At 71.7% G+C, this 26,115-nt stretch carries 18 protein-coding genes; 10 read left to right on the top strand and 8 right to left on the bottom strand.

Features of this window, described 5'->3' with window-relative positions:
• Positions 1–9: 9 nt before the first annotated feature.
• From EAO72_RS36225 to eccD, 4 genes are all read right to left on the bottom strand, one after another.
• Positions 10–1,389, bottom strand: coding sequence for a M16 family metallopeptidase (locus EAO72_RS36225; RefSeq protein WP_148021254.1), 1,380 nt, complete (start codon positions 1,387–1,389; stop codon positions 10–12).
• Complete coding sequence (locus EAO72_RS36220) at positions 1,386–3,599, bottom strand: polyribonucleotide nucleotidyltransferase (RefSeq protein WP_148022231.1); 2,214 nt, start codon at positions 3,597–3,599, stop codon at positions 1,386–1,388. Before EAO72_RS36220 ends, EAO72_RS36225 begins: the two co-directional genes overlap by 4 nt.
• 270 nt (positions 3,600–3,869) lie before the next feature.
• Complete coding sequence (gene rpsO, locus EAO72_RS36215; RefSeq protein WP_018551846.1) at positions 3,870–4,160, bottom strand: 30S ribosomal protein S15; 291 nt, start codon at positions 4,158–4,160, stop codon at positions 3,870–3,872.
• 176 nt (positions 4,161–4,336) lie between these two features.
• Positions 4,337–5,812: a type VII secretion integral membrane protein EccD gene (gene eccD, locus EAO72_RS36210; RefSeq protein ID WP_148021253.1), complete on the bottom strand. Its 1,476-nt coding sequence runs from the start codon at positions 5,810–5,812 to the stop codon at positions 4,337–4,339.
• Positions 5,813–6,046: 234 nt separating this feature from the next.
• Between eccD and eccCa the strand changes: the two genes are divergently transcribed.
• Together eccCa and EAO72_RS36200 are read left to right on the top strand one after the other, a co-directional pair.
• Complete coding sequence (gene eccCa / locus EAO72_RS36205; RefSeq protein WP_148021252.1) at positions 6,047–10,021, top strand: type VII secretion protein EccCa; 3,975 nt, start codon at positions 6,047–6,049, stop codon at positions 10,019–10,021.
• Between the two features lie 121 nt (positions 10,022–10,142).
• The gene (locus EAO72_RS36200; protein WP_148021251.1) at positions 10,143–10,376 is read left to right on the top strand and encodes a DUF397 domain-containing protein; all 234 of its coding nucleotides are present in this window, start codon (positions 10,143–10,145) and stop codon (positions 10,374–10,376) included.
• Between the two features lie 191 nt (positions 10,377–10,567).
• Here EAO72_RS36200 and EAO72_RS36195 read toward each other — a convergent pair whose 3' ends face one another.
• The 4 genes from EAO72_RS36195 to eccB form a co-directional block, all read right to left on the bottom strand.
• Positions 10,568–10,873, bottom strand: a complete 306-nt coding sequence (locus EAO72_RS36195) for a WXG100 family type VII secretion target (RefSeq protein ID WP_148021250.1) — start codon at positions 10,871–10,873, stop codon at positions 10,568–10,570.
• A 56-nt stretch (positions 10,874–10,929) separates the two neighbouring features.
• Entirely contained in the window at positions 10,930–11,280 is a 351-nt protein-coding gene (locus tag EAO72_RS36190) for a WXG100 family type VII secretion target (RefSeq protein ID WP_148021249.1), read from the bottom strand.
• A 235-nt stretch (positions 11,281–11,515) separates the two neighbouring features.
• Positions 11,516–12,736: a type VII secretion-associated serine protease mycosin gene (mycP, locus tag EAO72_RS36185; protein ID WP_148021248.1), complete on the bottom strand. Its 1,221-nt coding sequence runs from the start codon at positions 12,734–12,736 to the stop codon at positions 11,516–11,518.
• Between the two features lie 54 nt (positions 12,737–12,790).
• A complete protein-coding gene (gene eccB, locus EAO72_RS36180; protein ID WP_148021247.1) occupies positions 12,791–14,341 on the bottom strand; it encodes a type VII secretion protein EccB in 1,551 nt (516 codons plus the stop codon).
• Between the two features lie 221 nt (positions 14,342–14,562).
• On the opposite strand from eccB, the gene eccE reads away from it, so the two are divergent.
• The 8 genes from eccE (at position 14,563) to EAO72_RS36140 (ending at position 26,111) form a co-directional block, all read left to right on the top strand.
• Complete coding sequence (gene eccE, locus EAO72_RS36175) at positions 14,563–15,873, top strand: type VII secretion protein EccE (RefSeq protein ID WP_148021246.1); 1,311 nt, start codon at positions 14,563–14,565, stop codon at positions 15,871–15,873.
• On the top strand, positions 15,873–16,598 hold the full coding sequence (locus EAO72_RS36170; protein ID WP_148021245.1) for a hypothetical protein: 726 nt from the start codon (positions 15,873–15,875) through the stop codon (positions 16,596–16,598). The genes eccE and EAO72_RS36170 overlap by 1 nt, the downstream gene beginning before the upstream one ends.
• A 322-nt stretch (positions 16,599–16,920) precedes the next feature.
• Positions 16,921–19,863: an SCO5717 family growth-regulating ATPase gene (locus tag EAO72_RS36165; RefSeq protein ID WP_148021244.1), complete on the top strand. Its 2,943-nt coding sequence runs from the start codon at positions 16,921–16,923 to the stop codon at positions 19,861–19,863.
• Positions 19,864–20,060: 197 nt separating this feature from the next.
• Entirely contained in the window at positions 20,061–21,938 is a 1,878-nt protein-coding gene (locus EAO72_RS36160; RefSeq protein WP_148021243.1) for an ABC transporter substrate-binding protein, read from the top strand.
• Between the two features lie 117 nt (positions 21,939–22,055).
• A complete protein-coding gene (locus EAO72_RS36155) occupies positions 22,056–23,138 on the top strand; it encodes an ABC transporter permease (RefSeq protein ID WP_148021242.1) in 1,083 nt (360 codons plus the stop codon).
• A complete protein-coding gene (locus EAO72_RS36150) occupies positions 23,135–24,103 on the top strand; it encodes an ABC transporter permease (protein ID WP_148021241.1) in 969 nt (322 codons plus the stop codon). The genes EAO72_RS36155 and EAO72_RS36150 overlap by 4 nt, the downstream gene beginning before the upstream one ends.
• Positions 24,100–25,122 carry an ABC transporter ATP-binding protein gene (locus tag EAO72_RS36145; RefSeq protein ID WP_148021240.1) on the top strand — a complete coding sequence of 341 codons (1,023 nt, stop codon included), beginning with the start codon at positions 24,100–24,102 and terminating at the stop codon, positions 25,120–25,122. Before EAO72_RS36150 ends, EAO72_RS36145 begins: the two co-directional genes overlap by 4 nt.
• Positions 25,119–26,111, top strand: a complete 993-nt coding sequence (locus EAO72_RS36140) for an ABC transporter ATP-binding protein (protein ID WP_148021239.1) — start codon at positions 25,119–25,121, stop codon at positions 26,109–26,111. The genes EAO72_RS36145 and EAO72_RS36140 overlap by 4 nt, the downstream gene beginning before the upstream one ends.
• Positions 26,112–26,115 lie beyond the last annotated feature (4 nt).

Here is a 26,115-nt window from a genome sequence, read left to right as displayed (position 1 = left end):
GCTGAGTGACTAGGCGACGGATTCGTGGAGGCGGTCGGCCTGCTTGTCCTTGAGCGGGCCGATGACGGACAGCGAGGGGCGGTGTCCGAGGACCTCGCCCGCCACCGCGCGGACGTCGTCCGGGGTGACCTGCGCGATGCGTGCCAGCATGTCGTCGACCGACATCTGCTCGCCCCAGCACAGTTCGCTCTTGCCGATCCGGTTCATCAGGGCGCCGGTGTCCTCCAGGCCGAGGACCGTGGAGCCGGAGAGCTGGCCGATCGCGCGGCTGATCTCCTCGTCGTCGAGCCCGTGCGACGCGACGCGGTCGAGCTCGTCGCGGCAGATCTTGAGGACGTCGTGGACCTGGCTGGGCCGGCAGCCCGCGTACACGCCGAAGAGTCCGCAGTCCGCGAAGCCCGAGGTGTACGAGTAGACGCTGTAGGCGAGCCCGCGCTTCTCCCGTACCTCCTGGAAGAGGCGGGAGCTCATACCGCCGCCGAGAGCGGTGTTGAGCACGCCGAGCGCCCAGCGGCGCTCGTCGGTGCGGGCCAGTCCCGGCATTCCGAGGACCACGTGGGCCTGCTCGGTCTTGCGGTTCTGCAGTTCGACCCGGCCCGCGGTGCGCAGGACGCGGGAGCCCTCGCGCGGGGCCGTCGGGACGGCGTCGGTGCGGGACAGCGCACCGGCGCGTTCGAAGGCCCTGCGGACCTGGCGTACGACCGTGGCGTGGTCGACGTTGCCGGCCGCGGCGACGACCAGGTGCGTGGGGTCGTAGTGCTTCTTGTAGAAGCGGGCGATCTGGCCCCGGTTCAGGGCGTTGATCGTGTCGACGGTGCCCAGGACCGGGCGGCCGAGCGGGGTGTCGCCGAGCATGGTGTGCGCGAACAGGTCGTGCACGCAGTCGCCCGGGTCGTCCTCCGTCATCGCGATCTCTTCGAGGATGACGCCGCGCTCGGCGTCGACGTCCTCGGAGGCGATCAGGGAGCCGGTCAGCATGTCGCAGACCACGTCGATGGCCAGCGGCAGGTCCGTGTCGAGGACCCGCGCGTAGTAGCAGGTGTACTCCTTCGCCGTGAAGGCGTTCATCTCGCCTCCGACCGCGTCGATCGCGGACGAGATGTCGAGGGCGCTGCGCTTGGCGGTGCCCTTGAAGAGGAGGTGTTCGAGGTAGTGCGTCGCGCCGTTCAGCGTCGGGGTCTCGTCGCGTGATCCGACGTTGGCCCAGATGCCGAAGGTGGCGGAGCGTACGGAGGGCAGCGTCTCGGTGACGATGCGCAGGCCGCCGGGGAGGACCGTGCGGCGGACCGTGCCGATGCCGTTGGTGCCCTTGAGAAGCGTTTGGGTACGGGCGACGGCCCGCCCCTCCGAGGAGGGGCGGGCCGTCGTCACGGAACTACGGGACGTCACTTGTCGGTGTCGTCCTTCTTCTCGTCCTCTTCGCCCTCGATGACGGGGATGAGGGAGAGCTTGCCGCGGGAGTCGATCTCCGCGATCTCGACCTGGACCTTGGCGCCGACGCCGAGCACGTCCTCGACGTTCTCCACGCGCTTGCCACCGGCGAGCTTGCGGATCTGCGAGATGTGCAGCAGACCGTCCTTGCCGGGCATCAGGGAGACGAACGCGCCGAAGGTCGTGGTCTTGACGACCGTACCCAGGTAGCGCTCGCCGACCTCCGGCATGGTCGGGTTGGCGATCGCGTTGATCGTGGCGCGCGCGGCCTCGGCCTGCGAGCCCTGCTGGGCACCGATGTAGATGGTGCCGTCGTCCTCGATCGTGATGTCGGCGCCGGTGTCCTCCTGGATCTGGTTGATCATCTTGCCCTTGGGGCCGATGACCTCACCGATCTTGTCCACCGGGATCTTGACGGTGATGATCCGCGGGGCGTTGGGGGACATCTCGTCCGGGACGTCGATGGCCTCGTTCATCACATCGAGGATGTGGAGGCGTGCGTCACGGGCCTGCTTCAGCGCGGCGGCCAGGACCGAGGCGGGGATGCCGTCGAGCTTGGTGTCGAGCTGGAGCGCGGTCACGAACTGCTTCGTACCGGCGACCTTGAAGTCCATGTCACCGAACGCGTCCTCGGCACCGAGGATGTCGGTGAGGGCGACGTAGTGGGTCTTGCCGTCGATCTCCTGCGAGATCAGGCCCATGGCGATACCGGCGACGGCGGCCTTGAGGGGCACGCCGGCGTTCAGCAGCGACATGGTGGAGGCGCAGACCGAGCCCATGGACGTCGAGCCGTTGGAGCCCAGCGCCTCGGAGACCTGGCGGATCGCGTAGGGGAACTCCTCGCGCGACGGCAGCACCGGCACGATGGCGCGCTCGGCGAGCGCGCCGTGGCCGATCTCGCGGCGCTTGGGCGAGCCCACGCGGCCGGTCTCACCGACGGAGTACGGCGGGAAGTTGTAGTTGTGCATGTAGCGCTTGCGGGTCACCGGGGAGAGGGTGTCCAGCTGCTGCTCCATCCGGAGCATGTTGAGGGTGGTGACGCCCAGGATCTGGGTCTCGCCACGCTCGAACAGCGCCGAGCCGTGCACGCGCGGGATGGCCTCGACCTCGGCGGCGAGCGTACGGATGTCCGTGACGCCGCGGCCGTCGATGCGGACCTTGTCCTTGATGACGCGCTCGCGGACCAGCTTCTTGGTCAGCGCGCGGTAGGCACCGGAGATCTCCTTCTCGCGGCCCTCGAAGGCCGGGAGGAGCTTCTCGCCCGCGATGTCCTTGATGCGGTCGAGCTCCGCCTCGCGCTCCTGCTTGCCGGCGATGGTGAGCGCCTTGGCGAGCTCGGTGCTGACGGCCTTGGTGAGGGCCTCCAGGACGTCGTCCTGGTAGTCGAGGAAGACCGGGAACTCACCGGTGGGCTTGGCGGCCTTGGCGGCGAGGTCGGACTGGGCCTTGCAGAGCGCCTTGATGAAGGGCTTCGCGGCTTCCAGACCGGCGGCGACGACCTCTTCGGTCGGGGCCTCGGCGCCGTCCTTGACGAGCTGGATGGTCTTCTCGGTGGCCTCGGCCTCGACCATCATGATCGCGACGTCGCCGTCCTCCAGGACGCGACCGGCGACGACCATGTCGAAGACGGCGTCCTCGAGCTCGGTGTGCGTCGGGAACGCGACCCACTGGCCCTTGATCAGGGCGACGCGGGTGGCGCCGATCGGGCCGGAGAAGGGCAGGCCCGCCAGGATCGTGGAGGCGGACGCGGCGTTGATCGCGACCACGTCGTACAGGTGGTCGGGGTTGAGCGCCATGATCGTCTCGACGATCTGGATCTCGTTGCGCAGGCCCTTCTTGAAGGAGGGGCGCAGCGGGCGGTCGATCAGGCGGCAGGTGAGGATCGCGTCCTCGGAGGGGCGGCCCTCCCGGCGGAAGAAGGAGCCGGGGATCTTGCCCGCGGCGTACTGCCGCTCCTCGACGTCCACCGTGAGGGGGAAGAAGTCGAGCTGGTCCTTGGGCCGCTTGGAAGCGGTGGTGGCCGACAGCACCATGGTGTCGTCGTCCAGGTACGCGACGGCGGAGCCGGCGGCCTGCTTGGCCAGGCGGCCCGTCTCGAAGCGGATGGTGCGGGTGCCGAAGGTTCCGTTGTCGATAACGGCCTCGGCGTAGTGGGTCTCGTTCTCCACTAGTGATTTCTCCATACTCGTCGTCTTTCGTCCTGGCGCCCGTGTGGCGCAGGACGGTGCGGAGAAGCGCACCGTGGTGCGGGGCCGGTCTTCGATCGAAGCTCCCGGGCGTTGTCCCGGAGGCCACTACCGAGGACCGGCGGCGGCGATGGCGCGCCTCTCCTCGTCTGTTGTTGTACGTCCAGGTTACTGAGGTTGTCCCCGGTACCGCACGTACGGCAAAGGGAGCGGCCCCCTCAGAAGTGGGCACCGCTCCCTGTCACAGCGTCCTTACTTGGCGCCGCCGGCCGCGCCACGGCGGATGCCGAGGCGGTCGACGAGCGCACGGAAGCGCTGGATGTCCTTCTTGGCCAGGTACTGCAGGAGGCGGCGACGCTGGCCGACCAGGATCAGCAGACCACGACGGGAGTGGTGGTCGTGCTTGTGCGTCTTGAGGTGCTCCGTCAGGTCCGAGATGCGGCGCGAAAGCATGGCGACCTGAACCTCGGGGGAACCGGTGTCGCCCTCCTTCTGCGCGAACTCGGTCATGATCTGCTTCTTCGTAGCGGCGTCGAGCGGCACGCGGTACTCCTCTTGGTGTTCGATGCGCCCACGAGTGCCCCTGGTCTTGATCTCAGGGGAGCTTGAGTGACTCGGGAGCGAAGGTCCGATGAGCGCAGTCCCCAGAGTCGACCGGGAACGCGTACACAAACGGCCACAGCCAGACTACCAGCCGCCCGGAGCGGCCCCGACGGGCCTCAGCCGGTGAGGGCCCTCGCGCGCGCGAAGACGTCGAGGACCGCCAGGCAGAGCGGGACCAGGGAGAGCAGGAGCGCGCTCTCCGCCAGGTCCAGGAGCCGGCCCCAGAACGGGGAGAGTCCCTTGCGGGGAACGATCAGGCCCGCCGCGGTCAGCAGGGTCACGCCGGCGACGACGGCCGCGCAGAGCCAGACCGTACGCAGGTCGAGGTCGCCGCGGTCCCCGTACCGGGCGAGCTCCGCCACCGGGCCGGCGGGCGGGTTCAGCGCGAGTCCGGTGATCAGCAGGGCGAGGGCGCCGATGCCGGCCGCGAGTACGCAGACGACCTGCGAGGTGTAGCGGAAGAGCCGGGCCCGCAGCAGCATGGCCGCACCCATGGCCAGGGCCAGGAGCTGGGCCCAGGGGTCGCCGGAGAAGCCGAGCACCGCGGCGGACGCGACGACGAGGGCCGCGCAGCCGCCGACGAGACCGAGGAGGAGCTCGTGGCCGCGCCGCGCCCGCTCCGCGATGTGGGCGGCGTCGACGGGGGCGTCGCGGTGGCCGGCGTCCGGATCGGCGAAGGGGTCGTCGTAGCCGGCCCGGGCGGTGCGCTGCGGGGCGTATCCGATGGGCAGGCGGGCGAAGCGGGCCGACAGGCCGGGCAGGAAGGCGACGAGCCCGATGGCGGCCGGGGAGCAGACGGCGGCCGCAGCGGCCGCGGAGGACTCGGTGAGGATCGCGGCGAAGGAGGCCAGGGTGCCCGCGGTGGCGAGGAGGGCCGCCGCGACGAACGGCGCGTCGCCGCCCGGGGTGACGGCGACCAGGACCACCGAGGCCACGAGTACGGCGACGCAGCCGAGCAGGAGCTGGAGCCGGCCCGGACCCTGGCCGGTGTCCGGGCCGATGATGCCGGAGCCGGCGATGAGGACGAGGGGCAGCGCGCCGAGGCCGAGGGCGACGGCCGTGACCCGGTCCCCGTAGACCCGGGCGCGCACCCCGGCGAAGGCGGTGAGCAGCGCGCTGGCGGCGCCCGCGATGACACCGGGCAGGCTGTGCATGTCGTGGCGGACCGGGTCGGCGAACCAGAGGACGAAGCCCATCAGAACGAGCAGCAGCGCGGCGCCCGCCGGGCCCGCGCCGCGCAGCAGGTCGTCGCTCCACAGGTGCCGGTCGCGGGCGACGGCGGAGGCGACGGCGTCCGAGACATCGTCGAACACGGCGGGCGGCAGCGATTCGGCGAACGGGCGCAGGAGAAGGATCTCGCCGTCGAGCACCTGCTGGGCGGCCAGCGTGCTGGCGCCGTCCAGGACCGTGCCGTCGCGTCGTACGAGGTGGTGGCCGGTGGGCGTGGCGACGGCCTGGGTTCGGCCGGTGAGGCGGAGGATCTCGGGGCAGATGTCGGCGACGGCGAGGTCCTCGGGCAGCGCGACGTCGATCCGGCTGTCGGGCGCCACGACAGTGACGCGGCAGAAGCCGGTCGCTGCGGTCGTACTCACGTGTCTGGTCCCCCCGGTCGGCGGCTGCGCACGGTCACGGGTCCGGTCCCCCGGTTGCGCGGTCGCGCACGATGCGCGCGCAACCCTACCGGGACGGGTGAATCACGGAATCCGCGTCGGAGTCCGGGAAGTAGGATCGCGGTCGCGCAGTCCGTGGGCGGAGGCAGCCACGGGGGCGCCGGCGCGGGTCCGTCCGGCCTCCGGCCCGTCCGTACCGAGGGGTTTGATGCACCGGTGAGCCAGATCGTCGTGAAGCGTCCGCCGCGGGCCCTGCCGCCGGAACCGCCCTCGGACGGGCTGGTGTTGAAGGCCCCGCCCGCGTTGCCGCGCGGGCAGCGCGAGGGCGTGCTGATGCAGGTGCTGCCGGTGCTCGGCATGGGTTCGTCGGTGGTCTTCTTCTTCTCGCCGCAGGCGCCGCCGTTCATGCGGATCATGGGTGTGCTGATGCTGGTCTCGACGCTCGCCATGGCGGTCGCCCAGGTGGTCCGTCACCGGCGCGGTACACAGGGGCAGTTGGCGGATGCCCGGCGCGACTACCTCGCGTACCTGGCGCAGACGCGGCGGGCGGTGCGCCGGACGGCGCGCGCCCAGCGCAATGCGCAGTGGTACCTGCATCCCGGCCCCGAGCAGTTGTGGTCGGTGGTGGCGGAGGGCGGCCGGGTCTGGGAACGGCGGTCCGGTGACGCTGACTTCGGGCAGGTGCGGGTCGGGCTCGGGGTTCAGGAGCTGTCGACGCCCCTGTCGGCGCCGGACGCCGAACCCGCCGACGATCCCGAGCCGGTGTGCGCGGGTGCGCTGCGGCGGTTTCTGGCGGTGCACGGCTCGCTGGAGGGCATGCCGTTGGCGTTTCCGGTGCGGGCGTTCCCCCGGGTGACGGTGTGCGGGCTGCCGGAGTCGGCACGGTCGCTGGTGCGGGCGGTGGTGGCCCAGTTGGTGACGTTGCACGCGCCGGATGATCTGGTGGTCGCGGTCGTGGCGGGGCGGGATGCGGTGGCGCGCTGGGACTGGACGAAGTGGCTGCCGCACACGCAGGTGCCCGGTGAGGTCGACGGGGCCGGTTCGAAGCGGCTGTTCGCCGCGGACCTGGCCGCTCTGGAGCCTTTGCTGGCCGGGCGGCTGGAGGGCCGGCCGCGGTTCGGCCGGGAGAGCGCGCCGCTGCCGGACCAGCCGCACATCGTGGTGGTCGTGGACGGTGGCCGGGTGGCGCCGGACTCGGTGCTCGGGGCGCCCGAGGGGCTGCAGGGTGTGACCGTCGTCGAGGTGGTGGAGGGTGAGCCCGCGACAGTCCGGGGCGGGCTCACCCTGCGGGTGCGGCCGGGGCTGCTGCGGCTGGAGCCGGCCGGGGGCGCGGCGTACGAGGGCGTACCGGACGGCATCCCGCTGCCTGTGGCCGAGGCGCTGGCGCGGCAGCTGGCACCGCTTCGTACGGGTGGCGGCAAGGATGGCGAACCGCTGCTGTCCGAGCTGGACTTCACCGAACTGCTGGACCTCGGCGACGCGGCCGCGGTCGACGTGGCCCGCACCTGGCGGCCCCGGCCGGTATCCGAGCGGCTGCGGGTGCCGATCGGGGTCGGCGAGGACGGGCTGCCGGTGATGCTGGACCTCAAGGAGGCGGCTCAGGACGGCATGGGGCCGCACGGGCTGTGCGTCGGAGCGACGGGTTCCGGCAAGTCGGAGCTGCTGCGGACACTGGTGCTGGGGCTCGCGGTCACGCACCCCTCGGAGACGCTGAACTTCGTGCTCGCGGACTTCAAGGGCGGGGCGACGTTCAGCGGGATGTCGCAGTTGCCGCACGTGGCCGCGGTCATCACCAACCTGGCCGACGACCTGGCCCTCGTCGACCGGATGGGCGACGCGATCCGCGGTGAGCTCCAGCGCCGGCAGGAGCTGCTGCGCTCGGCGGGCAACTACGCGGGCATCCACGACTACGAGAAGGCCCGGGCGGCGGGGGCGGCGCTGGAGCCGCTGGCCTCGCTGGTGCTGGTCATCGACGAGTTCTCCGAACTGCTCACCGCCAAGCCCGACTTCATCGACATGTTCATCCAGATCGGCCGCATCGGCCGTTCGCTGGGTGTGCATCTGCTGCTGGCCTCGCAACGGCTGGAGGAGGGAAGGCTGCGCGGTCTGGACACGTATCTCTCGTACCGGATCGGGTTGCGGACCTTCTCGGCCGCGGAGTCGCGGACGGCGCTGGGGGTGCCGGACGCGTACCACCTGCCGTCGGTGCCGGGCTCGGGCTATCTCAAGTCGGGTACGGAGGAGATGACCCGGTTCAAGGCGGCGTACGTGTCGGGGGCGTACCGCAGGGGTGGTGCGGGGCCCGCGGCGGGGCAGTTGCCGGCCGCGCGGCGGGCCGCGCCGTTCCGTGCGATGCCGGTGCCGGTGCCGGTGCCGGCGGAGGGTGCGGAGCAGCCCGGCAAGAGCGTCCCGCCGGCGGTGCCGGTGCGGGCTCATCAGGACGCGTTCGCCGACACCGTGCTGGATGTGGTCGTGCGGCGGCTGGAGGGGCAGGGGGTGCCGGCGCATCAGGTGTGGCTGCCGCCGCTGGACCGGGCTCCGGCGCTGGACCAGCTGCTGCCCGGCCTCGCGCCGGCCGAGGGTCGCGGGTTCACCGCCACGGGGTACAGCCGGCCCGGTGGGCTGACGGTCCCGCTCGGCCTGGTCGACAAGCCGTTCGAGCAGCGGCGCGAGGTGCTGTACCGCGACTTCTCCGGGGCCGCGGGACATCTGATGGTGGTCGGCGGTCCGCAGTCGGGGAAGTCGACGCTGCTGCGGACGCTGATCGCGTCGTTCGCGCTCACGCACACTCCGCAGGAGGTGCAGTTCTACGGCCTCGACTTCGGTGGCGGCGGGCTCGCCCCGCTGGCGGAGCTGCCGCACGTGGGACAGATCGCCTCGCGGCTGGATCCGGAACGGGTGCGGCGCACGGTCGCGGAGGTGGCGGGGGTGCTGGCCCGGCGCGAGGAGCTGTTCCGCGCCCGGGGCATCGACTCCGTCGCCACGTACCGGCGCAGGCGCGCGGTCGGCGAGCTTCCCGGTGAGGAGTGGGGGGACGTGTTCCTGGTCATCGACGGCTGGGGCGGTTTCCGGACCGCGTACGAGTCGCTGGAACCGGTCGTCACGGACATCGCCGCGCGCGGTCTGGGCTACGGCGTCCATGTGGTGCTCTCGGCGGCGCGGTACATGGAGGTGCGCGCGGGGCTGAAGGACCAGATCCTCGGGCGGCTCGAACTGCGGCTCGGCGACGTCATGGACTCCGAGTTCGACCGGAAGGTCGCCGGCCGGGTGCCCGCCGGGGTGCCGGGCCGCGGCCAGGTGGCGGAGAAGCTGCACTTCATGGGCGCGCTGCCGCGCATCGACTCCGTCACGGACGCGTCGGGCCTCGCCGACGCGACCGCCGCGCTCGTCGGTACGGTGCGGGCTAACTGGACGGGCGCACCGGCGCCTTCCGTACGGCTGCTGCCGCGGAAGCTGCCCGCGGAGCGGTTGCCGAAGGGGTTCGAGTTCCCGGACCGCGGGATCGCGATCGGGATCGCCGAGACGGATCTGGAGCCGGTGTTCGTCGACTTCGACACCGATCCGTTCTTCCTGGTCTTCGGCGAGAGCGAGTCGGGCAAGACCAACCTGCTGCGGCTGATCGCGAAGCAGATCGCGGAGCGCTACTCCCCCGACGAGGCGAAGCTCGTCGTCGGGGACTACCGGCGGGGTCTGCTGGGCGCGCTGCCCGAGAGCCATCTCCTGGAGTACGCGCCGACGGCGGACGCGCTGGGGACCCATATGGAGGCGCTGGCCGGCGTGTTCGCCCGGCGGCAGCCGCCGACGGACGTGACGCCGCGGCAGTTGCGGGACCGCAGCTGGTGGACCGGTCCGCGGATCTTCGTCGTCGTCGACGACTACGACCTGGTGGCGACGGGCGCGGGCGGCCCGCTGGCCCCGCTGGCGGACTATCTGCCGTTCGCCCGGGACACCGGGGTGCGTTTCGTGATCGCGCGCGGTTCCGCGGGAGCGTCGCGTGCGATGTACGAGACGTTCATGCAGCGGATCAGGGAGCTGGGAGCCCAAGGAGTGGTGCTGTCCGGCAGTCCGGCCGAGGGCGACCTCATCGGGACGGTGCGGGGGCATCCCCTGCCGCCGGGGCGCGGGTACTTCGCCACCAGGCGGCGCGGCAACCCACTGGTGCAGACGGGAAGGCTTCCGGAGCGGCCATGAGCGGCGGCGTGGATGCACAGGAACGGCCCTGTCCGCAGGGGAACTCCGGACAGGGCCTGACGGCCGCGGCGGTGCCTGTACGGTGCCGTGCAGAGCCACGTACGGAGAGGAACCGTTGACCATGGGCACGCAGGCGGAGAAGGACGAGCTGTACGCACTCGACATCTCGGGGGTGGAATGGCTGAGTGCGCCCGGGACCGAGGAGGCGGAGGAGCGCGTGGAGATCGCGCATCTGCCGGGCGGGGCCGTGGCGATGAGGTCCTCGCTGGACCCGGACACCGTGCTGCGGTACACGGAGGCCGAGTGGCGTGCGTTCGTCCTGGGAGCCAGGGACGGCGAGTTCGACCTCACGTAGGACGCCGCGTGCGGGAGCCGCGTTCACCGGAACGTGCGTCTCCGTACGGCGGGAGGGGCACGTTCGGGTGAACGTGCCCCTCCTCTTTGTATGCGGCCCCGCGTTCGTGTACGTGGGGCCGCCCCTTTGTACCCGGGGCCACCCCTTTGTACCCGGGGCCGCCTTCTTGTACGCCGGGCCTCGCGGGTGTCTCAGTACGCCTCGGTGAACAGGCGGGAGGCCCTGAGGTCCGTGGTGCGGTAGTTGTCCTTGCCGTTCTCGATGATCCTCGCGACGTGCTCCAGGCGGCCCTTCATGTCGTCCGCCTTGCCGCGGTACTTGTTCTGGAGCAGCACGTAGGCGGTGTGGGCCTCGCCGTCCCAGGTGTCGGTGACCACCTTGAGCGCGCCGTCCATCTCCTCCAGGTCGCGGCAGATGTTCTGCGACACCACGCGAATGCGGTTCGCCATCTCCTGGACGCTTTCGTACCTGACCTTGGTGTGCGGGTCGTGGCCCATAAGGGCCTCCTCTGGCTCGGCTGTGGGGAAGGGGAAAGGAAGAGGGAGGGGCGGGGTCAGACGCCGTCGAGGCCCGAGGCGCTGCCCGCCGAGGCCGGTGTTCTGACCGCGTTGAAGGCCGCGCGGACCTCCTCGTCGTTGGCGTTGCTGAGGTTCCTGGTGCTGCCCACCGCGTGGAGCAGCACGTTCAGCAGCCGGCGGATCTCGTCGTGGTCCTCGTTGATCAGGAGCTGTGCGGACGTGAATCCCGAGGCGCCGGCACCGGTCCACCCGGCCCCGGCCGTGGCGAGGATGTCGGCCAGCTCCCTGGACTGTGTGGAGACCGCCTCGGCGGTTTTGACGATCTTGTTCCTGGCCTGGATGACCGGCTCGTCGGCAAGTCCGAAACCGCCCGCGGGGTTGGTCATGCGGAGGTCCTCTCTCGGTGCGCGCAGCGGCGCAAGGATGCGTAGGGATGCGTAGGGATACGAAAGAGCGTGAAGGGGACGAAGGGATGCGGTGCGGGGCTGGAAGCACCGGTTCCGGCGGCACCTCCGGCCGGTTCCTGATTTCCCGTCACTCATGTGAAGTCCCCGATCACCCTAGCCACTTCGGCGCCTCGCCCCGGGACGTCCCGGTGGTGGGAAGAGGCTTCCGTACGGGTCAGCGGTGGCGCGGAACGCGGCGTCGGCGGACGTCGCGTGCCACGGTCGCCACGCCCGCCACCACACCCACGAGCACGGCCGCCGAGGCCAGTGCATAGGTCGCGTACCGCTTGCTGCGTTGCTCCGAGGTCTCCGACAGCGCCAGGTGCGCGGGCTCGGGAGCGCGGGCCCCGGCGGGTGGCGCGTCCGGGTGGGGGGCGTCCTGCGGGGCGTCGTCCCCGGACAGCGCGCGGACCGGGTCGACTACACCCCATCCGACGAAGGCGTCACGCCCGTTGACGGACCGTTCCGCCGTCTGTTCGATGCGGGCGATGATCTGGGCCGCCGTCCAGTCCGGGTACTTGGCGCGCATCAGCGCGACGACTCCGGCGACATAGGGCGCGGCGAAGCTCGTGCCGTTGTCGGTGCACTGGCCGTCGCCCGGGACGGTGGAGACGATGTCGACGCCGGGGGCGGCGACCCCCACGAACTCCCCCGCCTGGGAGAAGGGCGCGCGTTCGTTGTTGCGGTCGGACGCGGCGACGGCGAGGACACCGTCGAAGGCGGCGGGATAGGTCAGCCTTTGCCGGCCGTCCATGCCGTCGTTCCCGGCGGCGGCGACCACCACGACGTCCTCGGCGACCGCACGCGCCACCGCCCGGCCGAGCAGCGAGTCGTCGGCCAGCGGCCTGGTGGTGTCCTGGGAGATGTTGATGACCTGGGCGCCCTGGGCGATCGCATGGTCGATCGCGGCGGCCATCGCACGGTCCAGGCCGCCCCGTCGCCCGTCGTTCTGACGGATCGGGATGACGGTGGCCTCGGGTGCCAGACCGACGAACCCGGTGCCGGTGCGGGGACGGGCGGCGATGATCCCGGCGACCTTGGTGCCGTGACCGACCTCGTCCACGGTGCCGTCGCTCCCGCCGCCTCCCGTGTAGTCGATGCCCGCGGAGGCGTCCACGGCGTCCCTGAGCTGCGGGTTGGTGTCGTCCACTCCGGTGTCGATGACGGCGACCCGGATGCCCTTGCCCCGCGTGTCCTGCCACAACGCGTCGAGGAGCACCCGCTGGAGCGGCCACGGCCGCCCCTCGAACTGCTCCTTCATCGGGAAGTCGCACACACCGACGCCGTCGAGGCGCAGGCCGTCCGGGCGGGGGACGGTGTACCCGGCCTGCGGCGCCGCGAGTGCGCCCAGCGCGGCGGCGGCCGCCGTCAGCAGGACCCATGTCCGATACGGCATCACGCGCTCTCCCCCGCCTCTGTCCACTGGTGTTCCGCAGCCCTGCCGGGCCCCTCAGGAACCCTGGGGCCTGCGGGCGCTGTTGGTGTCGAGCCGGGGTCCTCTGGCGAGGAACTCCGACCAGGCGATCGGGACGGGGACGGGCGTCACCTTCCCGTACCCGAGCCTGATCTGTGCCTGGCTGGGTTCGGGGCGCTCGTCCTGCCCCTCCCGCGCTCCGGCGGTGCCGATGTCGGACCGTTCGGCGTCGCTGTCCCCGTTCGCCTGAACCGCGTACCGCAGTCCGGTGTCGGTCACCAGGAAGAGTGATCCGTCCGGGCTGCTCTGTCCTTCCCGGACCTGGGTGTAGAGGAGGCCGCTGCCCGGGGTGACGTACGTGCTCGTGCCGCCGGCGCCGACGGGGGCGGGGAACGCGGTACCGGCCCAGGTGCTCAGCGTCGTGCGGCCCGTGCCGTCGGTGCGGCGCAGCACGTTGCAGACGGTGTCACGGCCGGCGGCGCCCGCGTCGGTGGCGTTGACGCGGACGGCTCGGCGCGTGGGCCAGTGCGCTGCCTGGCCGGCGAAGGGCTCGGAACCGGGGACGAAGTCCTGGAGACCGGCCGGGCGCGCCTCGCCGGCCAGGTCGAGGGGTGCGGTCTGCGGGGAGTTGACGATCAGCCAGGCGGTGAACTCGGAGACCGGCCGGACCTCGCCGTCCAGGACGACGTAGTAGGCGGTCCCCTCTCCGTTCCTGGTGCGCAGCACCGTGCCCACGCGGTTCTCCTGCGCGGACAGGTGACCCTCGATGTGCGCGGGGGCGCCGACGGTGCCGGGGATCCGGGGGAACGTGACGGGACTGCCGTCGTGCAGGGTGGCCAGCCAGTCGTCGGTGACGGGCTGCGGCTGGGCGCTGCCGACCAGGGCGCCGGTGAGATGGCCGAGGTCGGCGGCCCTCTCGTCGATGCGGTACTTCGTGCCGCGGGCGTCGACGAGGTAGCGGGTGCGGTCCTGTCCCCTGACGTAGAGGACCTGGCCGCCGGTGAGCGTGCCGGTTCCCTCGGTCAGTGCGTCGTCGCGTGCGGCGAGGACGAAGGCGGCCTTCTGCACGCTGGTGCCCCTGCCGCCGGGCTGCACACAGACGGCCCAGCGCTTGGCGGTGCCCGCGTCCTCCTCCTCGGGCAGCCGGTCGGGGGCGTACGGGATGCCGAGGACGGGGCCACGCGGGGGCTTGCCCGCGTCGAGGATGTCGTCGTCGACCTGGATGACCCCGTAGTTCCGCGGAGTCAGCAGCAGCCTGGCCGAGGCGAGGTTCAGCACGGGGTGCAGCAGGGTTTCCCGGTCCTCGCCCTTGCCGGTGGTGAGCACCACGTAGCGGGTGGTCGACGACTTGCCGACGATGACCTTGGTCCCGGGGCTGTCCCAGTCCTTGGGGGCGGCCGGCCTGAACATGCCGTAGGCGCCGAACCCGGCGAGGATCAGGGCACCTGCGACGAGGCCCGGGAGGACGGCGCGCAGCGGGCGCGGGGCACCCTCGTCGGATCCGGTGGGCGAGGGCTGGAGGAACGCGGCCACCATCCGCCGCTTCGCGAAGGTGTACGCGTTGAGGTCGTCGCGCCGCGATGCCATGAGTCCGTCCGTCTCCTGTGTCCGACCGCAGGGCACCGGGAACGGCCGCGGCCGGCGTCCCGTACCGGACCCCCGATGCCGGACCGGCTCCCTACTATGCCTGTAGATCCAACGGTGTTGTGGGCCGGGTAGGGTGATTCACCCCGCCGGGGACCACGGTGGGACGAGCCTGGCACGGGTCGGTCCGGAAGGCGCCGGGCCGGAGAACGGGGGGTGCCGCGATGACGGCTTCCACGACGCGGACGGCTCCGGCCGCCGCCACACGCTCTCCCGGAGGCCTTCGGAACGCGACGCCGGACCCCTCGGCCGACGGCCGCGGGCAGGGCATCGCGCGCTGGGGCGGCAAGGCCGGACCGTTGCGGCTCCACCAACTCGTCCTGTTCGAGATCGCGGGGGCGCTGCTGTTGTGTGCCTGGGTGGTGGAGCCGTTGCTGCTGGCCCCGGCCTCCGTGGCGGCGGCCGTGCTGGTGGCGTTCGCCGTCGCGCGTCGGCGGCGCCGCTCGCTGCCCGCGCTGCTGCACGCGGTCCTCGCCCTGCGCGCCCGTCAGCGCCGCGCCGCGTCGGTGGAACCGGCCGCGGACACCGAGCCGGGCATCGCGCCCGTGACCGAGTGCGAACCGGCGCTGCGCACCCACGCGTTCGGAGGTCGCGACCGGCGTCCGGTCGGCATGATCGGCGACGGTACGTATCTGACGGCCGTCCTCAGGATCGACGCGGACGGCACGGCGCTGCGCCGGGACCGGTCCGCGAGGCCGCTTCCCCTGGCACTCGTACGGGACGCGCTCGACGTCGACGGCATCCGGCTGGAGTCGGCGCAGATCGTGCAGCACACCCAGCCGGCCCCCGCCGCGCGGTTGCCCGAGCAGTCGGTCATGGCCCGCAACTACGCGCCTCTGCAGGCCAGAACGGGTACTCCGGCGGTCCGGATCACCTGGATCGCGCTGAAGCTGGCCCCGGAGCTCTGCCCGGAGGCCGTGCGGGCACGGGGCGGCGGCTTCACCGGGGCGCAGAAGTGCCTGGTGCGCGCGGCCGACCAGTTGGCGGGCAGGCTGACGGGGGCGGGGCTCACCGCGACGGTGCTGACGGAGCAGGAACTCGGCGCGGCGCTCGCCACGTCCGCCGGCGCGAGCCCGTCGGTCACGGCCCGGGCGGGCCGGGACGGGGCGCCCGCCCGCCGCACCCGGGAGACCTCGCGCACCTGGTGGTGCGACGACCGGCCGCACACCACGTACTGGGTGCGCCGCTGGCCGGAGCTGGGCGGGGGCGGCGCGTCGATGCCGCAGCTCGTCGCGCTGCTCACCTCGGTCCCGGCCCTGGCCACCACGTTCAGTCTCACGCTGGGGCACGGCGACCGGCAGGAGGTCACGGTGACCGGCCACGTCCGCGTCAGCGGCCGCGATGACCGGGAACTCCTCGCCGCACGGCATGAGTTGGAGCGAACGGCTCGCGGCGTGAAGACCTCGCTGGTGCGACTGGACCGGGAACAGCTGCCCGGCGTGCTCGCCACCCTGCCTCTCGGAGGGACCCGCTGATGTCCGTACCCGTACGGGGCCGTGGGCGGCTGGGGTTCGGCGCGGCCGGCCCTCGCCGCCCCCGGCACACGGTCCGTCCCGAGCAGCTGGCCTCGCTCGCCCTGCCGGTCGGCGACGACGGCGTGGTGGTCGGCGTGGACGGCGAGGGGCGCCCCGCCGTGCTGGGTATCGTCCGGCCCACTCCGTACGACGTCACACTGATCGGGGGGCTCTGGACGGCGCAGGTGCTGGCGCTGCGGGCGGCGGCGACCGGCGCCCGGATCGTGGTGGAGACGGGGCGGGCGCCGGCCTGGGAGGGTCTGGTGCGGGCCGCGGGCGGTGATGACGGGGCCGGCATCGCCCTGCACGAGGTGGGGCGGGTGCCGCCGCAGGGCCCGTCGGCCGGATCGCCGGTCGTCGTGGTGCGGGACTGCGGCATAAGGCCACCGCGCGGGCGGGTGGCGTCAGGCCCGTGGCAGTCCGTGGTGACACTGCTGCCATATCTGAGTCCGGTCGCCGCCGGACTGATGGAGAAGTCGTCACTGGTCGGCATTCAGCGGGTCTCTCCCGACGAAGCCGAACAGATCGGGCATCTCATGCGTCTGGGTTCCGATGACACCCGGGCCCTGTCCACCCTGACGGACGGCGTCACCCTCTGGTGCACCCGGCGGGACCGGCAGTTCGTGATGATCCGGGCGACCGATACCGAATCGGGACTGCTGGGCGACGCCCGCAGGATGGACTGACGCCCCACCGAGACGTGTGCGAATTGTTCAGATTTCCCTGCATAGATGTGCATGTTTGACCGCTTTACGCCTCATCCTCGGCCGCACTCAGTCCACTTGGGGGCAGTACGTGGCGTACGGGACAGCGGCCGCGGTGCTGTACGGCCTGCCGTGGCGAGCCCCATGACGATTAGGGTGGGTCCGGGCGCGGCAGAAGAACCTGCGGGCAGGCAAGGCGCGTCCCAGGGGGAGAGCCGGGCGGTTCGCACGAGGTCAGGACCTAAGGGAACGGTCGCCCCCACCCACCACGGCACAAGGGTGCTCGACCACACCAGGAGGCAAAGTGAACGGCGATCGGGACGAGATGCGCGGGGGCTGGAACAAGCCCGTCGACGAGTCGTCCGACGCGGAGCCCGCCGAGATGACGGGTGAGTTCACCATCGACTACACCCCGCCCGCCTGGTACACGCAGAATGCGCCGGGCGATTCGTCGGGCGGCGCCGGAACACACCTGGCACCGCCCCCGCCGCCGAGCGGCGCCCCGGTGTCCGTGCCCGGGCTGCCGGCCGGGAGCGGTTTCGAACCCGACTGGAATCCGGCGCCTCCGGCCCCGGCCCCGGCCCCTACCCCGGCCCACGGTGCCGCGGCCGAGCATTCGGCGCCGGGTGCGGGCGGTGCGCCGGATCCCTTCGGGGGCGGCGACGTGGAGAGCGGCGCGACGATGAGGTTCTCGTCCGCCGCGCTGAAGCGGGAGATCGCCGAGCGCGAGGCCGCGGCGGGAGCCGATGCCGGGAGCGCCGCCGAGAACGGTGCCGAGCCGGAGGACAGCAGCCCGGCGGCCGGTTCCTCGCACGCCGAGAACGATGCCGTTGCCGATGAAGGTGACGATGACCGTGACGGGGACGGGGGCGGGGACAGTGCCGAGGTGAAGGACGAGGTGCGGGACGGTTCCGGGGAGGCCGACGCGGATCCGGACTCCTCGTCGTCCGCGCCCTCCTCGACGCCGTCCGGCAACCCGCCGTTCTCCGCCTCGGAGGACGACCTCCGCGAGCCCGAAGCCGCCGTCGCACCCTTCGACACCGACGCGGCGGCCSSGGCCGCCGGCCACGAGGGCTCCGACGACAGCCCGCACGCCGACGAGCCCGCCGACGCCGTCCCCACGGACTCGGCACCCTCGGACGCCGTACCCCCGCCCGCTCCCACGGATGCGGCCCCCCTCGACGTACCGCCGGCCGGCGTACCCGAGGACGCGGCGCCCGCGCCCTGGAGTCCCGCGCCGGCGCCGGGCGGACTGCCGCCGTTGCCGCCGTCGTTCCAGCCCGCCGCGCCGCAGCCGGATCCACCCCGGCCCGCTTCCCACTGGCCCCCGACGCCTCCGGCCGACGCCGGGCAGGGCGGCTACGGCTTCCCGCAGGCGCCGGCCGCCCAGGCCGCCCCGAGCCCGCAGGCCCCGCAGACCTCGGCCGCCCAAGCCGCCCMGAGCCCGCAGGCCCCGCAGGCTTCCTCCTTCCCGCAGCAGGACCGGCCGGGGGCGGCACTTCCGGCGCAACTCCCGCCTCCTGTGGCACCCGCGCCCCAACCGCCTCAGGCGCACCAATGGCCCGGACAGCAGCAGGGTGCGGCCGTTCCCCCGCCTGCTCCCCAAGCGCCTCAGGCACCCCAGTTGCCTCAGTTCCCGCACGCCCCGCAGCAGCCGCAGAGCGGTTACGGATTCCCTCAGGGCGCCCAGCAGCCGGCTCAGGCCACCCCGAATCTGCCCGCCCAGCTTCCCCCTCAGCAGCCGCAGCCTCACGCCCAGCAGCCGCACCACCAGCAACTCCCCCCGCAGACAACGCCCCAGGGCCCTCCGCAGGGACCGCCCGCCGACCCTCGCGCCGGAAGCGCCTGGCCCACGCCGGTCACGCACGACCAGCGCGAGCGTTCCGTGCCGGGCGCACCCCTCGGTTACACGGCCGCCGTCGAGCTCTCCTCCGACCGGCTCGTCCGGGGCAAGCAGAAGGCGAAGAGCAGCCGCAACCCGTCCGGTGCGTCCCGTTTCAAGCTGGGCGGGAAGAAGGAGGAGATCGAGCGGCAGCGCAAGCTCGAACTGATCCGCACCCCGGTGCTCTCCTGCTACCGGATCGCGGTGATCAGCCTCAAGGGCGGCGTGGGCAAGACCACGACGACGACCGCTCTGGGCGCGACCCTGGCGACCGAGCGGCAGGACAAGATCCTCGCCATCGACGCCAACCCCGACGCCGGCACGCTGGGCCGCCGGGTCCGCCGCGAGACCGGGGCCACCATCCGTGACCTGGTCCACGCGATCCCGCACCTCAACTCGTACATGGACATCCGGCGGTTCACCTCGCAGGCGCCCTCCGGTCTGGAGATCATCGCCAACGACGTGGACCCGGCGGTCTCGACCACGTTCAACGACGAGGACTACCGGCGCGCGATCGAGGTGCTGGGCAAGCAGTACCCGATCATCCTCACGGACTCGGGCACCGGGCTCCTCTACAGCGCGATGCGCGGGGTGCTGGACCTCGCCGACCAGCTGATCATCATCTCGACCCCGTCGGTCGACGGCGCGTCGAGCGCCTCCACCACCCTGGACTGGCTGTCGGCTCACGGGTACGCGGAACTCGTCCAGCGGTCCCTGACCGTCATCTCCGGGGTCCGCGAGACCGGCAAGATGATCAAGGTCGACGACATCGTCCAGCATTTCGAGACGCGCTGCCGCGGCGTGGTCGTCGTCCCGTTCGACGAACACCTGTCGGCCGGTGCCGAGGTCGACCTCGACATGATGCGCCCGAAGACCCGGGACGCGTACTTCCACCTCTCCGCCCTGGTCGCCGAGGACTTCGCGCGCGCCCAGCAGCAGCAGGGACTGTGGACGTCGAGCGGCAGCAACCCGCCGCCGCAGTACGCCCCTCCGATGCCTGGACAGCAGATGCCGGGCCAGCAGATGCCGACACCCGGGCAGCAGCCGTACGCACCCCAGCAGCCCTACCAGCCCCAGCCACCGCAGCAGCCCGGACAGCCGTACCCGCAGCAGCAGCCCTACGGCGGGCAGCCGCAGCAGCCCTATCCCCCACAGCAGGCGCCCGGCGCCGGACAGCACTGGCAGCAGTCGCTGCCCTCCCAGGCGCAGTCGACGGCCGGTCAGGCCGGTCCGCCACCACCGCCGCAGCACGACGGACAGCCTGGTCAGCCGGGTCAGCCCGCTCACCCCGAACTCCAGGGTCCGGTACCGCCCGCGGGGTGGCAGCAGCAGCCTCCACAGCCGCCGCCAGCGCCTCAGCAGTAAGGCGTCAGAGGTCTGAACCAATGAGGGTCCACATCGCTTCCACGATGTGGGCCCTCATTGCATTCCCGCAGACCACACGCCGTTTCGGTGACCGTTGACGCGGCTCGACCACCGCTGATAAACCTTCGCTTCACCAGCTGGCGAACCACAGATCAACCCGCCTTCTCCGTGCGAGTCCTGACGCGAGGTCCCTGACCATGGTCGAAAGAGTTCCACCGCCCTCAGCCCAGCCACGCTCACGTCTGCGCATCCTCGTGGCGTCCGGCGCGGCCGCCCTTGCGCTCACAGCCGGGTCCGTCGTACCGGGCATGCCCCTCGGGGCCGCGCCCCAGCAGGCCCAGGCCGCCGACAGCGGCGGCAAGACGCTGACCGTCGCGGTCGCGCAGAGCGTCGACTCCCTGAGCCCGTTCCTCGCCCAGAAGCTGCTGAGCACCAGCGTCTCCCGGCTCATGTACGACTTCCTGACGAACTACGACCCGAAGGACAACCACGCCGTCCCGGGTCTCGCCACGAAGTGGGAGCCGTCAGCCGACAAGCTGACGTGGACGTACACCATTCGGAGTAATTCCAAGTGGTCGGACGGCAAGCAGGCCACCGCCGAGGACGCGGCCTGGACGTTCAACAAGATGATGACGGACGAGGCCGCCGCCCAGGCGAACGGCAGCTTCGTCACCAACTTCAAGAAGGTGACGGCTCCCAGTCCGACGCAGCTGGTCATCGAGCTCAAGGAGCCGCAGGCCACGATGGCCGCGCTCGATGTGCCGATCGTCCCCAAGCACGTCTGGGAGAAGGTCAAGGACTTCTCGAAGTTCAACAACGACACGGACTTCCCCGTCGTGGGCAACGGCCCCTTCGTACTGAGCGACTACAAGGTCGACCAGTACGTGAAGCTCAAGGCCAACAAGGACTTCTGGCGCGGCAAGCCCAAGTTCGACGAGCTGGTCTTCAAGACGTACAAGGACCAGGACGCCGCGGTCGCCGCACTCCGCAAGGGCGAGGTCTCCTTCGTCGCCGGCTCGCCCGCGCTGACGCCCGCCCAGGCCAACTCGCTCAAGGGCGACGCGAACATCAAGGTCAACGAGGGTCCGGGGCGCCGGTTCTTCGCGCTGGCCACCAACCCGGGCGCGCAGACCAAGGACGGCAAGAAGTTCGGCAACGGCAACAAGGCGCTGCTCGACCAGAAGGTCCGCCAGGCACTGTTCCTGTCGATCGACCGCAAGACGATCATCGACAAGGTCTTCCAGGGCCACGCCGTCGAGGGCCAGGGATACATCCCGCCGCGCTTCTCCGAGTACGCCTGGCAGCCTTCGGCGAGCCAGAGCCTCGCCTACGATCCCGCCAAGGCCGGAAAGCTCCTGGACCAGGCGGGCTACCCGCTCAAGGACGGCAAGCGCGTCGGCAAGGACGGCAAGGCGCTCGACCTGCGCATCCTGTGCCACGCGACGGACCCGAACGACAAGGCGATCGGCAAGTACCTCAAGGAATGGTGGGGCAAGCTCGGCGTCGGCCTCAAGGTCGACTGCCTCGACGACGTCTCCGTGCCCTGGTACGCCGGTGAGTACGACCTCGCCTTCGACGGCTGGTCCGTCAACCCCGACCCGGACTTCGTCCTCGGCATCCACACCTGCGCGGCCCTGCCGGCCAAGGCCAAGGCGAGCGCCGCCACGGACAACTTCATCTGCGACAAGACCTACGACGAGCTGTACAAGAAGCAGCTCGCCGAGTACGACACCACCAAGCGGGCCGACCTCGTCGGCCAGATGCAGTCGTGGCTGTACGACTCCGGGTACATGAGCGTCATCGCGTACCCGAACGCGGTCGAGGCCTACCGCACCGACCAGATCAAGTCGATCACGACGATGCCCGAGGCGGCCGGCAACATCTACGGCCAGGACGGGTACTGGAGCTGGTGGTCGGCCGTTCCGGCCGGCAGCGACGGCGCGAACGGCGACAGCGACTCCGGTTCGAGCTCGACCGGGATCGTCGTCGGCATCGTCGTGGCCGTGGTGGTTCTCGCCGGTGGCGGGTTCCTCCTCTCCCGTCGCCGCCGCACCACCGCGGACGAGCGCGAGTAGGACCACGGACCGCGGGCGGTTCCCGCGGACGGGATGAGGGCGGACGCCGGCGGGGCCCTGGCATCGGGGCCCCGCCGGCCGATCCCTCCAAGCGCAGCACGAGTAACGAGAGTTCCTATGACAGCTGACAGCACTCCGGCGCTCGTGAAACAGGCGGATGCGGACACGGACGGCCCGGCTCCCGCCGCGCCACCGGCCGCCCGCGGCCCACGGGCGCGCAACACCCAGGCCTATCTGAAGTACGTGGCCGCCAAGATCTTCGGCGCGGCCGTCTCGCTGTTCGCCGTCCTGGTCACCAGCTTCTTCCTCTTCCGGCTGATTCCCAGCGATCCGGTGAAGCAGATGACCGGCGGGCGGCCCGTGTCCGCCGAGCAGCTCGAATCGCTGCGCCGCCAGCTCGGTCTCGACCAGCCGATGTGGCAGCAGTTCACCAGCTACGTGGGCGACGCGCTCACCGGTGACTTCGGCACCTCGTTCCAGTACCACGCCCCGGTCATCGACAAGATCACCGAGGCGCTCCCGGCGACGCTGCTGCTCACCGGCACGGCGTACGTCCTGTACAGCGCGCTGGGCATCTGGCTCGGCACCCGCACCGCCTGGCGCAACGGGTCGAAGAGCGACCGCTTCAACACCGCGCTCGCGCTCACGCTGTACTCCGTGCCGTCGTTCTGGCTCGGTCTGCTCCTGATCATCGTCTTCTCGGTGGGCGTCGGACCGATCCCGGGCATGTTCCCGACCGGCGGACTGGAGTCGGGCAACGAGTCGGGCTTCGCGTACGTGCTCGATGTCGCGCACCACATGGTGCTGCCCGTGATCACCCTGGTCGCGGTCGGCTACGCGCAGACGCTCCTGGTGATGCGTTCCTCGCTGCTCGACGAGATGGGCAGCGACTATCTGACGACGGCGCGCGCGAAGGGGCTGCGCGACGACACGGTCCGTCGCAAGCACGCCGTGCCCAACGCGATGCTCCCGACCTTCACGCTGATGTTCGTCAACCTGGGCCATGTGGTCGCGGGACAGATCCTGGTCGAGACCGTGTTCTCCTGGCCGGGTCTGGGCGGACTCTTCTACCAGGGGCTGAGCGTCCCCGACCTTCCGCTCGTCCAGGCGCTGTTCTTCGTCTTCGCCACCGCGGTGATCCTGGCGAACACCCTGGCCGATCTGCTGTATCCGCTGCTCGATCCCCGGGTGGGCCGATGACGACCGAATCCATGCCCGCGTCCACACCCGGGGCGCAGGCTCCCGTGCCCGAGGAGTCCGGACCCGGGGCGGCCAAGAGCGCGGGCGCGCTGGCCCGGGCCCGCAAGCGGCGCTCCGTGGCCCGGTTCTGGCAGGCCTACCGCGGCCACCGCGGTGGTCTGTGGGGGCTTGCCGGGCTCCTCCTGATCGCTCTGATCGCCGTGTGCGCCCCCGTACTGACCGGCGCGGACGCGCAGAGCGTCACGGAGGCGCCGGGCGGAGCGCTGGAGTCACCGAGCGCCGAATTCCCGCTCGGCACCGACCAGTTCGGCCGCAGCGTCCTCGCCCTGCTGATCTGGGGTGCGCGCGTCTCGCTGACCGTGGGGCTGCTCGCGGCCTTCCTCTGCGTAGCCATCGGTACGGTCGTCGGGATCGTCGCGGGGCACTTCCGCGGCTGGTACTCGACCGTGCTCATGCGGGTCACCGACTGGTTCCTGGTGATGCCGACCCTGGTCCTGGCCATCGCGCTCGCCACCGTGATGGACCGCTCCCTGTGGACGGTCATCATCGCGATCGGCGTCACGACCTGGCCGACGACCGCCCGGCTGGTGCGGGCGCAGACCCTCGCCGTGGAGTCCCGCCCCTACATCGAGCGCGCCCGCGCGCTGGGCGGCGGGCACGGACACATCATGCTGCGGCACGTCCTGCCGAACGTGATGCCGCTGGTGCTCGCGCAGACCACGCTGGTCATCTCCAGCGCGATCCTGACGGAGGCCACGCTGGCCTTCCTCGGCCTGGGCGACCCGACCATCACCTCCTGGGGCGGCATGCTCCAGGACGCACGCGAAGCCGGTGCGGTGAGCGCGGGCGACTGGTGGTACCTGGCGCCGCCCGGTATCGCCATCGCGCTCGTGGCCCTGGCGTTCACCCTGTGCGGGCGCGCCATCGAGACCGTCCTCAATCCCAAGCTGGGGGTGGCCCGTTGAGCACGACGAGCATCCGTAAGACGCCTCTTCTCCAGGTACGCGATCTGACGGTGACGTACGCCGGCGGGGCCCAGGCGGTCCGCGGGGTGAACCTGGAGGTCGACGCGGGCAGGAAGCTCGGCATCGCCGGGGAGTCGGGGTGCGGGAAGTCCACCCTGGCGCTCGCGCTGCTGCGGCTGCTGCCCGCGGGCACGAAGGTCACCGGCGAGATCCTGCTGAACGGCGAGGACGTCCTCGCCATGAAGTGGGGGCAGGTCAGGGCCGTGCGCTGGGCGGGCGCGTCGATCGTCTTCCAGGGCGCGATGCACTCGCTGAACGCGGTGCACCGCATCGGGGACCAGATCGCGGAGCCGATCGTCCTGCACAGGAAGACGACGCAGGCCGCGGCACGCAAGCGTGCCGGTGAGCTGCTGGAGCAGGTGGGTCTGCCCGCCGCCCGGGCGGACGCCTATCCGCACGAGCTCTCGGGCGGGCAGCGGCAGCGCGTGATGATCGCGATGGCGCTCGCCTGCGATCCGGGCCTGATCATCGCGGACGAGCCGACGACGGCCCTCGACGTGATGATCCAGGCCCAGATCCTGCGGCTGATCGAGCAGCTGGTCTCCGAGCAGGACCTCGGACTGATCATGATCAGTCATGACCTGGCGGTGCTCTCGGACACCTGCGACCGGCTCGCGGTGATGTACGCGGGACGGGTCGTGGAACAGGGCCCGGCGTCCGAGGTCTACGAGCGGGCGCACCATCCGTACAGCAAGGCCCTGTCGGGCGCCTTCCCGCGGATCGGGGACCCGTCCTCGCGGTTCGCGCCCCGTGGGCTGCCGGGCGACCCGCCCGACCCGTCGGCGCTGCCGGCCGGCTGCACGTTCCATCCGCGCTGCACGGTGGCGCTGGACTCCTGCACCACGCAGGACCCGGAACTGCGGATGGCGGGGCCCGGACGGGAGGCCGCCTGCGTGCTGGTGGGGCCCGACGGGGCCGTGACCCCGCAGGGCGCCGAGGAAGCAAGGAGCACATCATGACCACCACCACGGACCTGCTCAGTGCGCGGGATCTGCGGGTCTCGTTCCCCGGCAGGCACGGCGCCGGCCAGGCCCGCGCCGTGGACGGGGTCGACCTGGACATCAGGCCGGGCGAGATCGTCGCGCTGGTCGGCGAGTCGGGCTGCGGCAAGACGACGCTGGCCCGCTCGCTGCTCGGCCTGGTCCCGCCGACGGGCGGGCAGGTCACCTTCGACGGGAAGCCGCTCGACTACGGCAGCCGGGCGCTGAAGGCGTACCGCAAGCGGGTCCAGCTGGTGCTGCAGGACCCCAGCGGTTCGCTGAACCCGCGGCACACGGTGTACGACGCGGTGGCCGAGGGCCTGCGGATCCACCGGTACGGCGGCGACGAGCGGGAGGCCGTGACGAACGCCCTGTCCCGGGCGGGGCTGCGGCCTCCGGAGCGGTTCTTCCTCCGCTACCCGCACGAGCTGTCGGGCGGTCAGCGTCAGCGGGTCGTGATCGCGGGCGCGCTGGTCCTGGAGCCCGAACTGATCGTGGCGGACGAGCCGGTGGCCTCGCTGGACGCCTCGGTGCGCGGCGAGATCCTGGCGCTGCTGCTGCGCCTGCGGGACGAACTGGGCCTGTCCGCGCTGGTGGTCACGCACGACCTCGGTCTCGCGTGGAACATCGCGGACCGGGTGGCGGTGATGTATCTCGGCCGGATCGTGGAGACGGGCGACGTGGAGCAGATCCTCACGGCTCCGCAGCATCCGTACACCCAGGCGCTGCTGTCGGTGCTGCCGGAGGCCGAGGGCGAGCCGGTGGTGCTGACCGGTGAGCCGCCGGACCCGTCCAAGGTTCCGTCGGGCTGCCGCTTCCATCTGCGCTGCCAGGTCCTGGCCTCGGGCGAGGCGGAGCGGGCGGGTGTCGCGGACGCCTGCCACACGAAGGACCTGCCGGTGCTCGCGGGCGGCGGCGAGACGCAGGTGGCGTGCCACTGGGCGAGCGGGGCGGCGGCGCGGCCCTAGGGAG

Origin of the sequence: Streptomyces sp. OR43, from assembly GCF_008042275.1 — a bacterium.
Taxonomy (GTDB): Bacteria; Actinomycetota; Actinomycetes; order Streptomycetales; family Streptomycetaceae; genus Streptomyces.
This window is presented reverse-complemented; position numbering and strand designations above follow the sequence as displayed.

Coding starts and splice junctions, on each gene's coding strand:
- EAO72_RS36200 (WP_148021251.1), top strand. CDS start 10,143: ATGGGCACGCAGGCGGAGAAGGACGAGCTGTACGCACTCGACATCTCG.
- EAO72_RS36195 (WP_148021250.1), bottom strand. CDS start 10,873: ATGGGCCACGACCCGCACACCAAGGTCAGGTACGAAAGCGTCCAGGAG.
- EAO72_RS36190 (WP_148021249.1), bottom strand. CDS start 11,280: ATGACCAACCCCGCGGGCGGTTTCGGACTTGCCGACGAGCCGGTCATC.
- mycP (WP_148021248.1), bottom strand. CDS start 12,736: ATGCCGTATCGGACATGGGTCCTGCTGACGGCGGCCGCCGCCGCGCTG.
- eccB (WP_148021247.1), bottom strand. CDS start 14,341: ATGGCATCGCGGCGCGACGACCTCAACGCGTACACCTTCGCGAAGCGG.
- eccE (WP_148021246.1), top strand. CDS start 14,563: ATGACGGCTTCCACGACGCGGACGGCTCCGGCCGCCGCCACACGCTCT.
- EAO72_RS36170 (WP_148021245.1), top strand. CDS start 15,873: ATGTCCGTACCCGTACGGGGCCGTGGGCGGCTGGGGTTCGGCGCGGCC.
- EAO72_RS36160 (WP_148021243.1), top strand. CDS start 20,061: ATGGTCGAAAGAGTTCCACCGCCCTCAGCCCAGCCACGCTCACGTCTG.
- EAO72_RS36155 (WP_148021242.1), top strand. CDS start 22,056: ATGACAGCTGACAGCACTCCGGCGCTCGTGAAACAGGCGGATGCGGAC.
- EAO72_RS36150 (WP_148021241.1), top strand. CDS start 23,135: ATGACGACCGAATCCATGCCCGCGTCCACACCCGGGGCGCAGGCTCCC.
- EAO72_RS36140 (WP_148021239.1), top strand. CDS start 25,119: ATGACCACCACCACGGACCTGCTCAGTGCGCGGGATCTGCGGGTCTCG.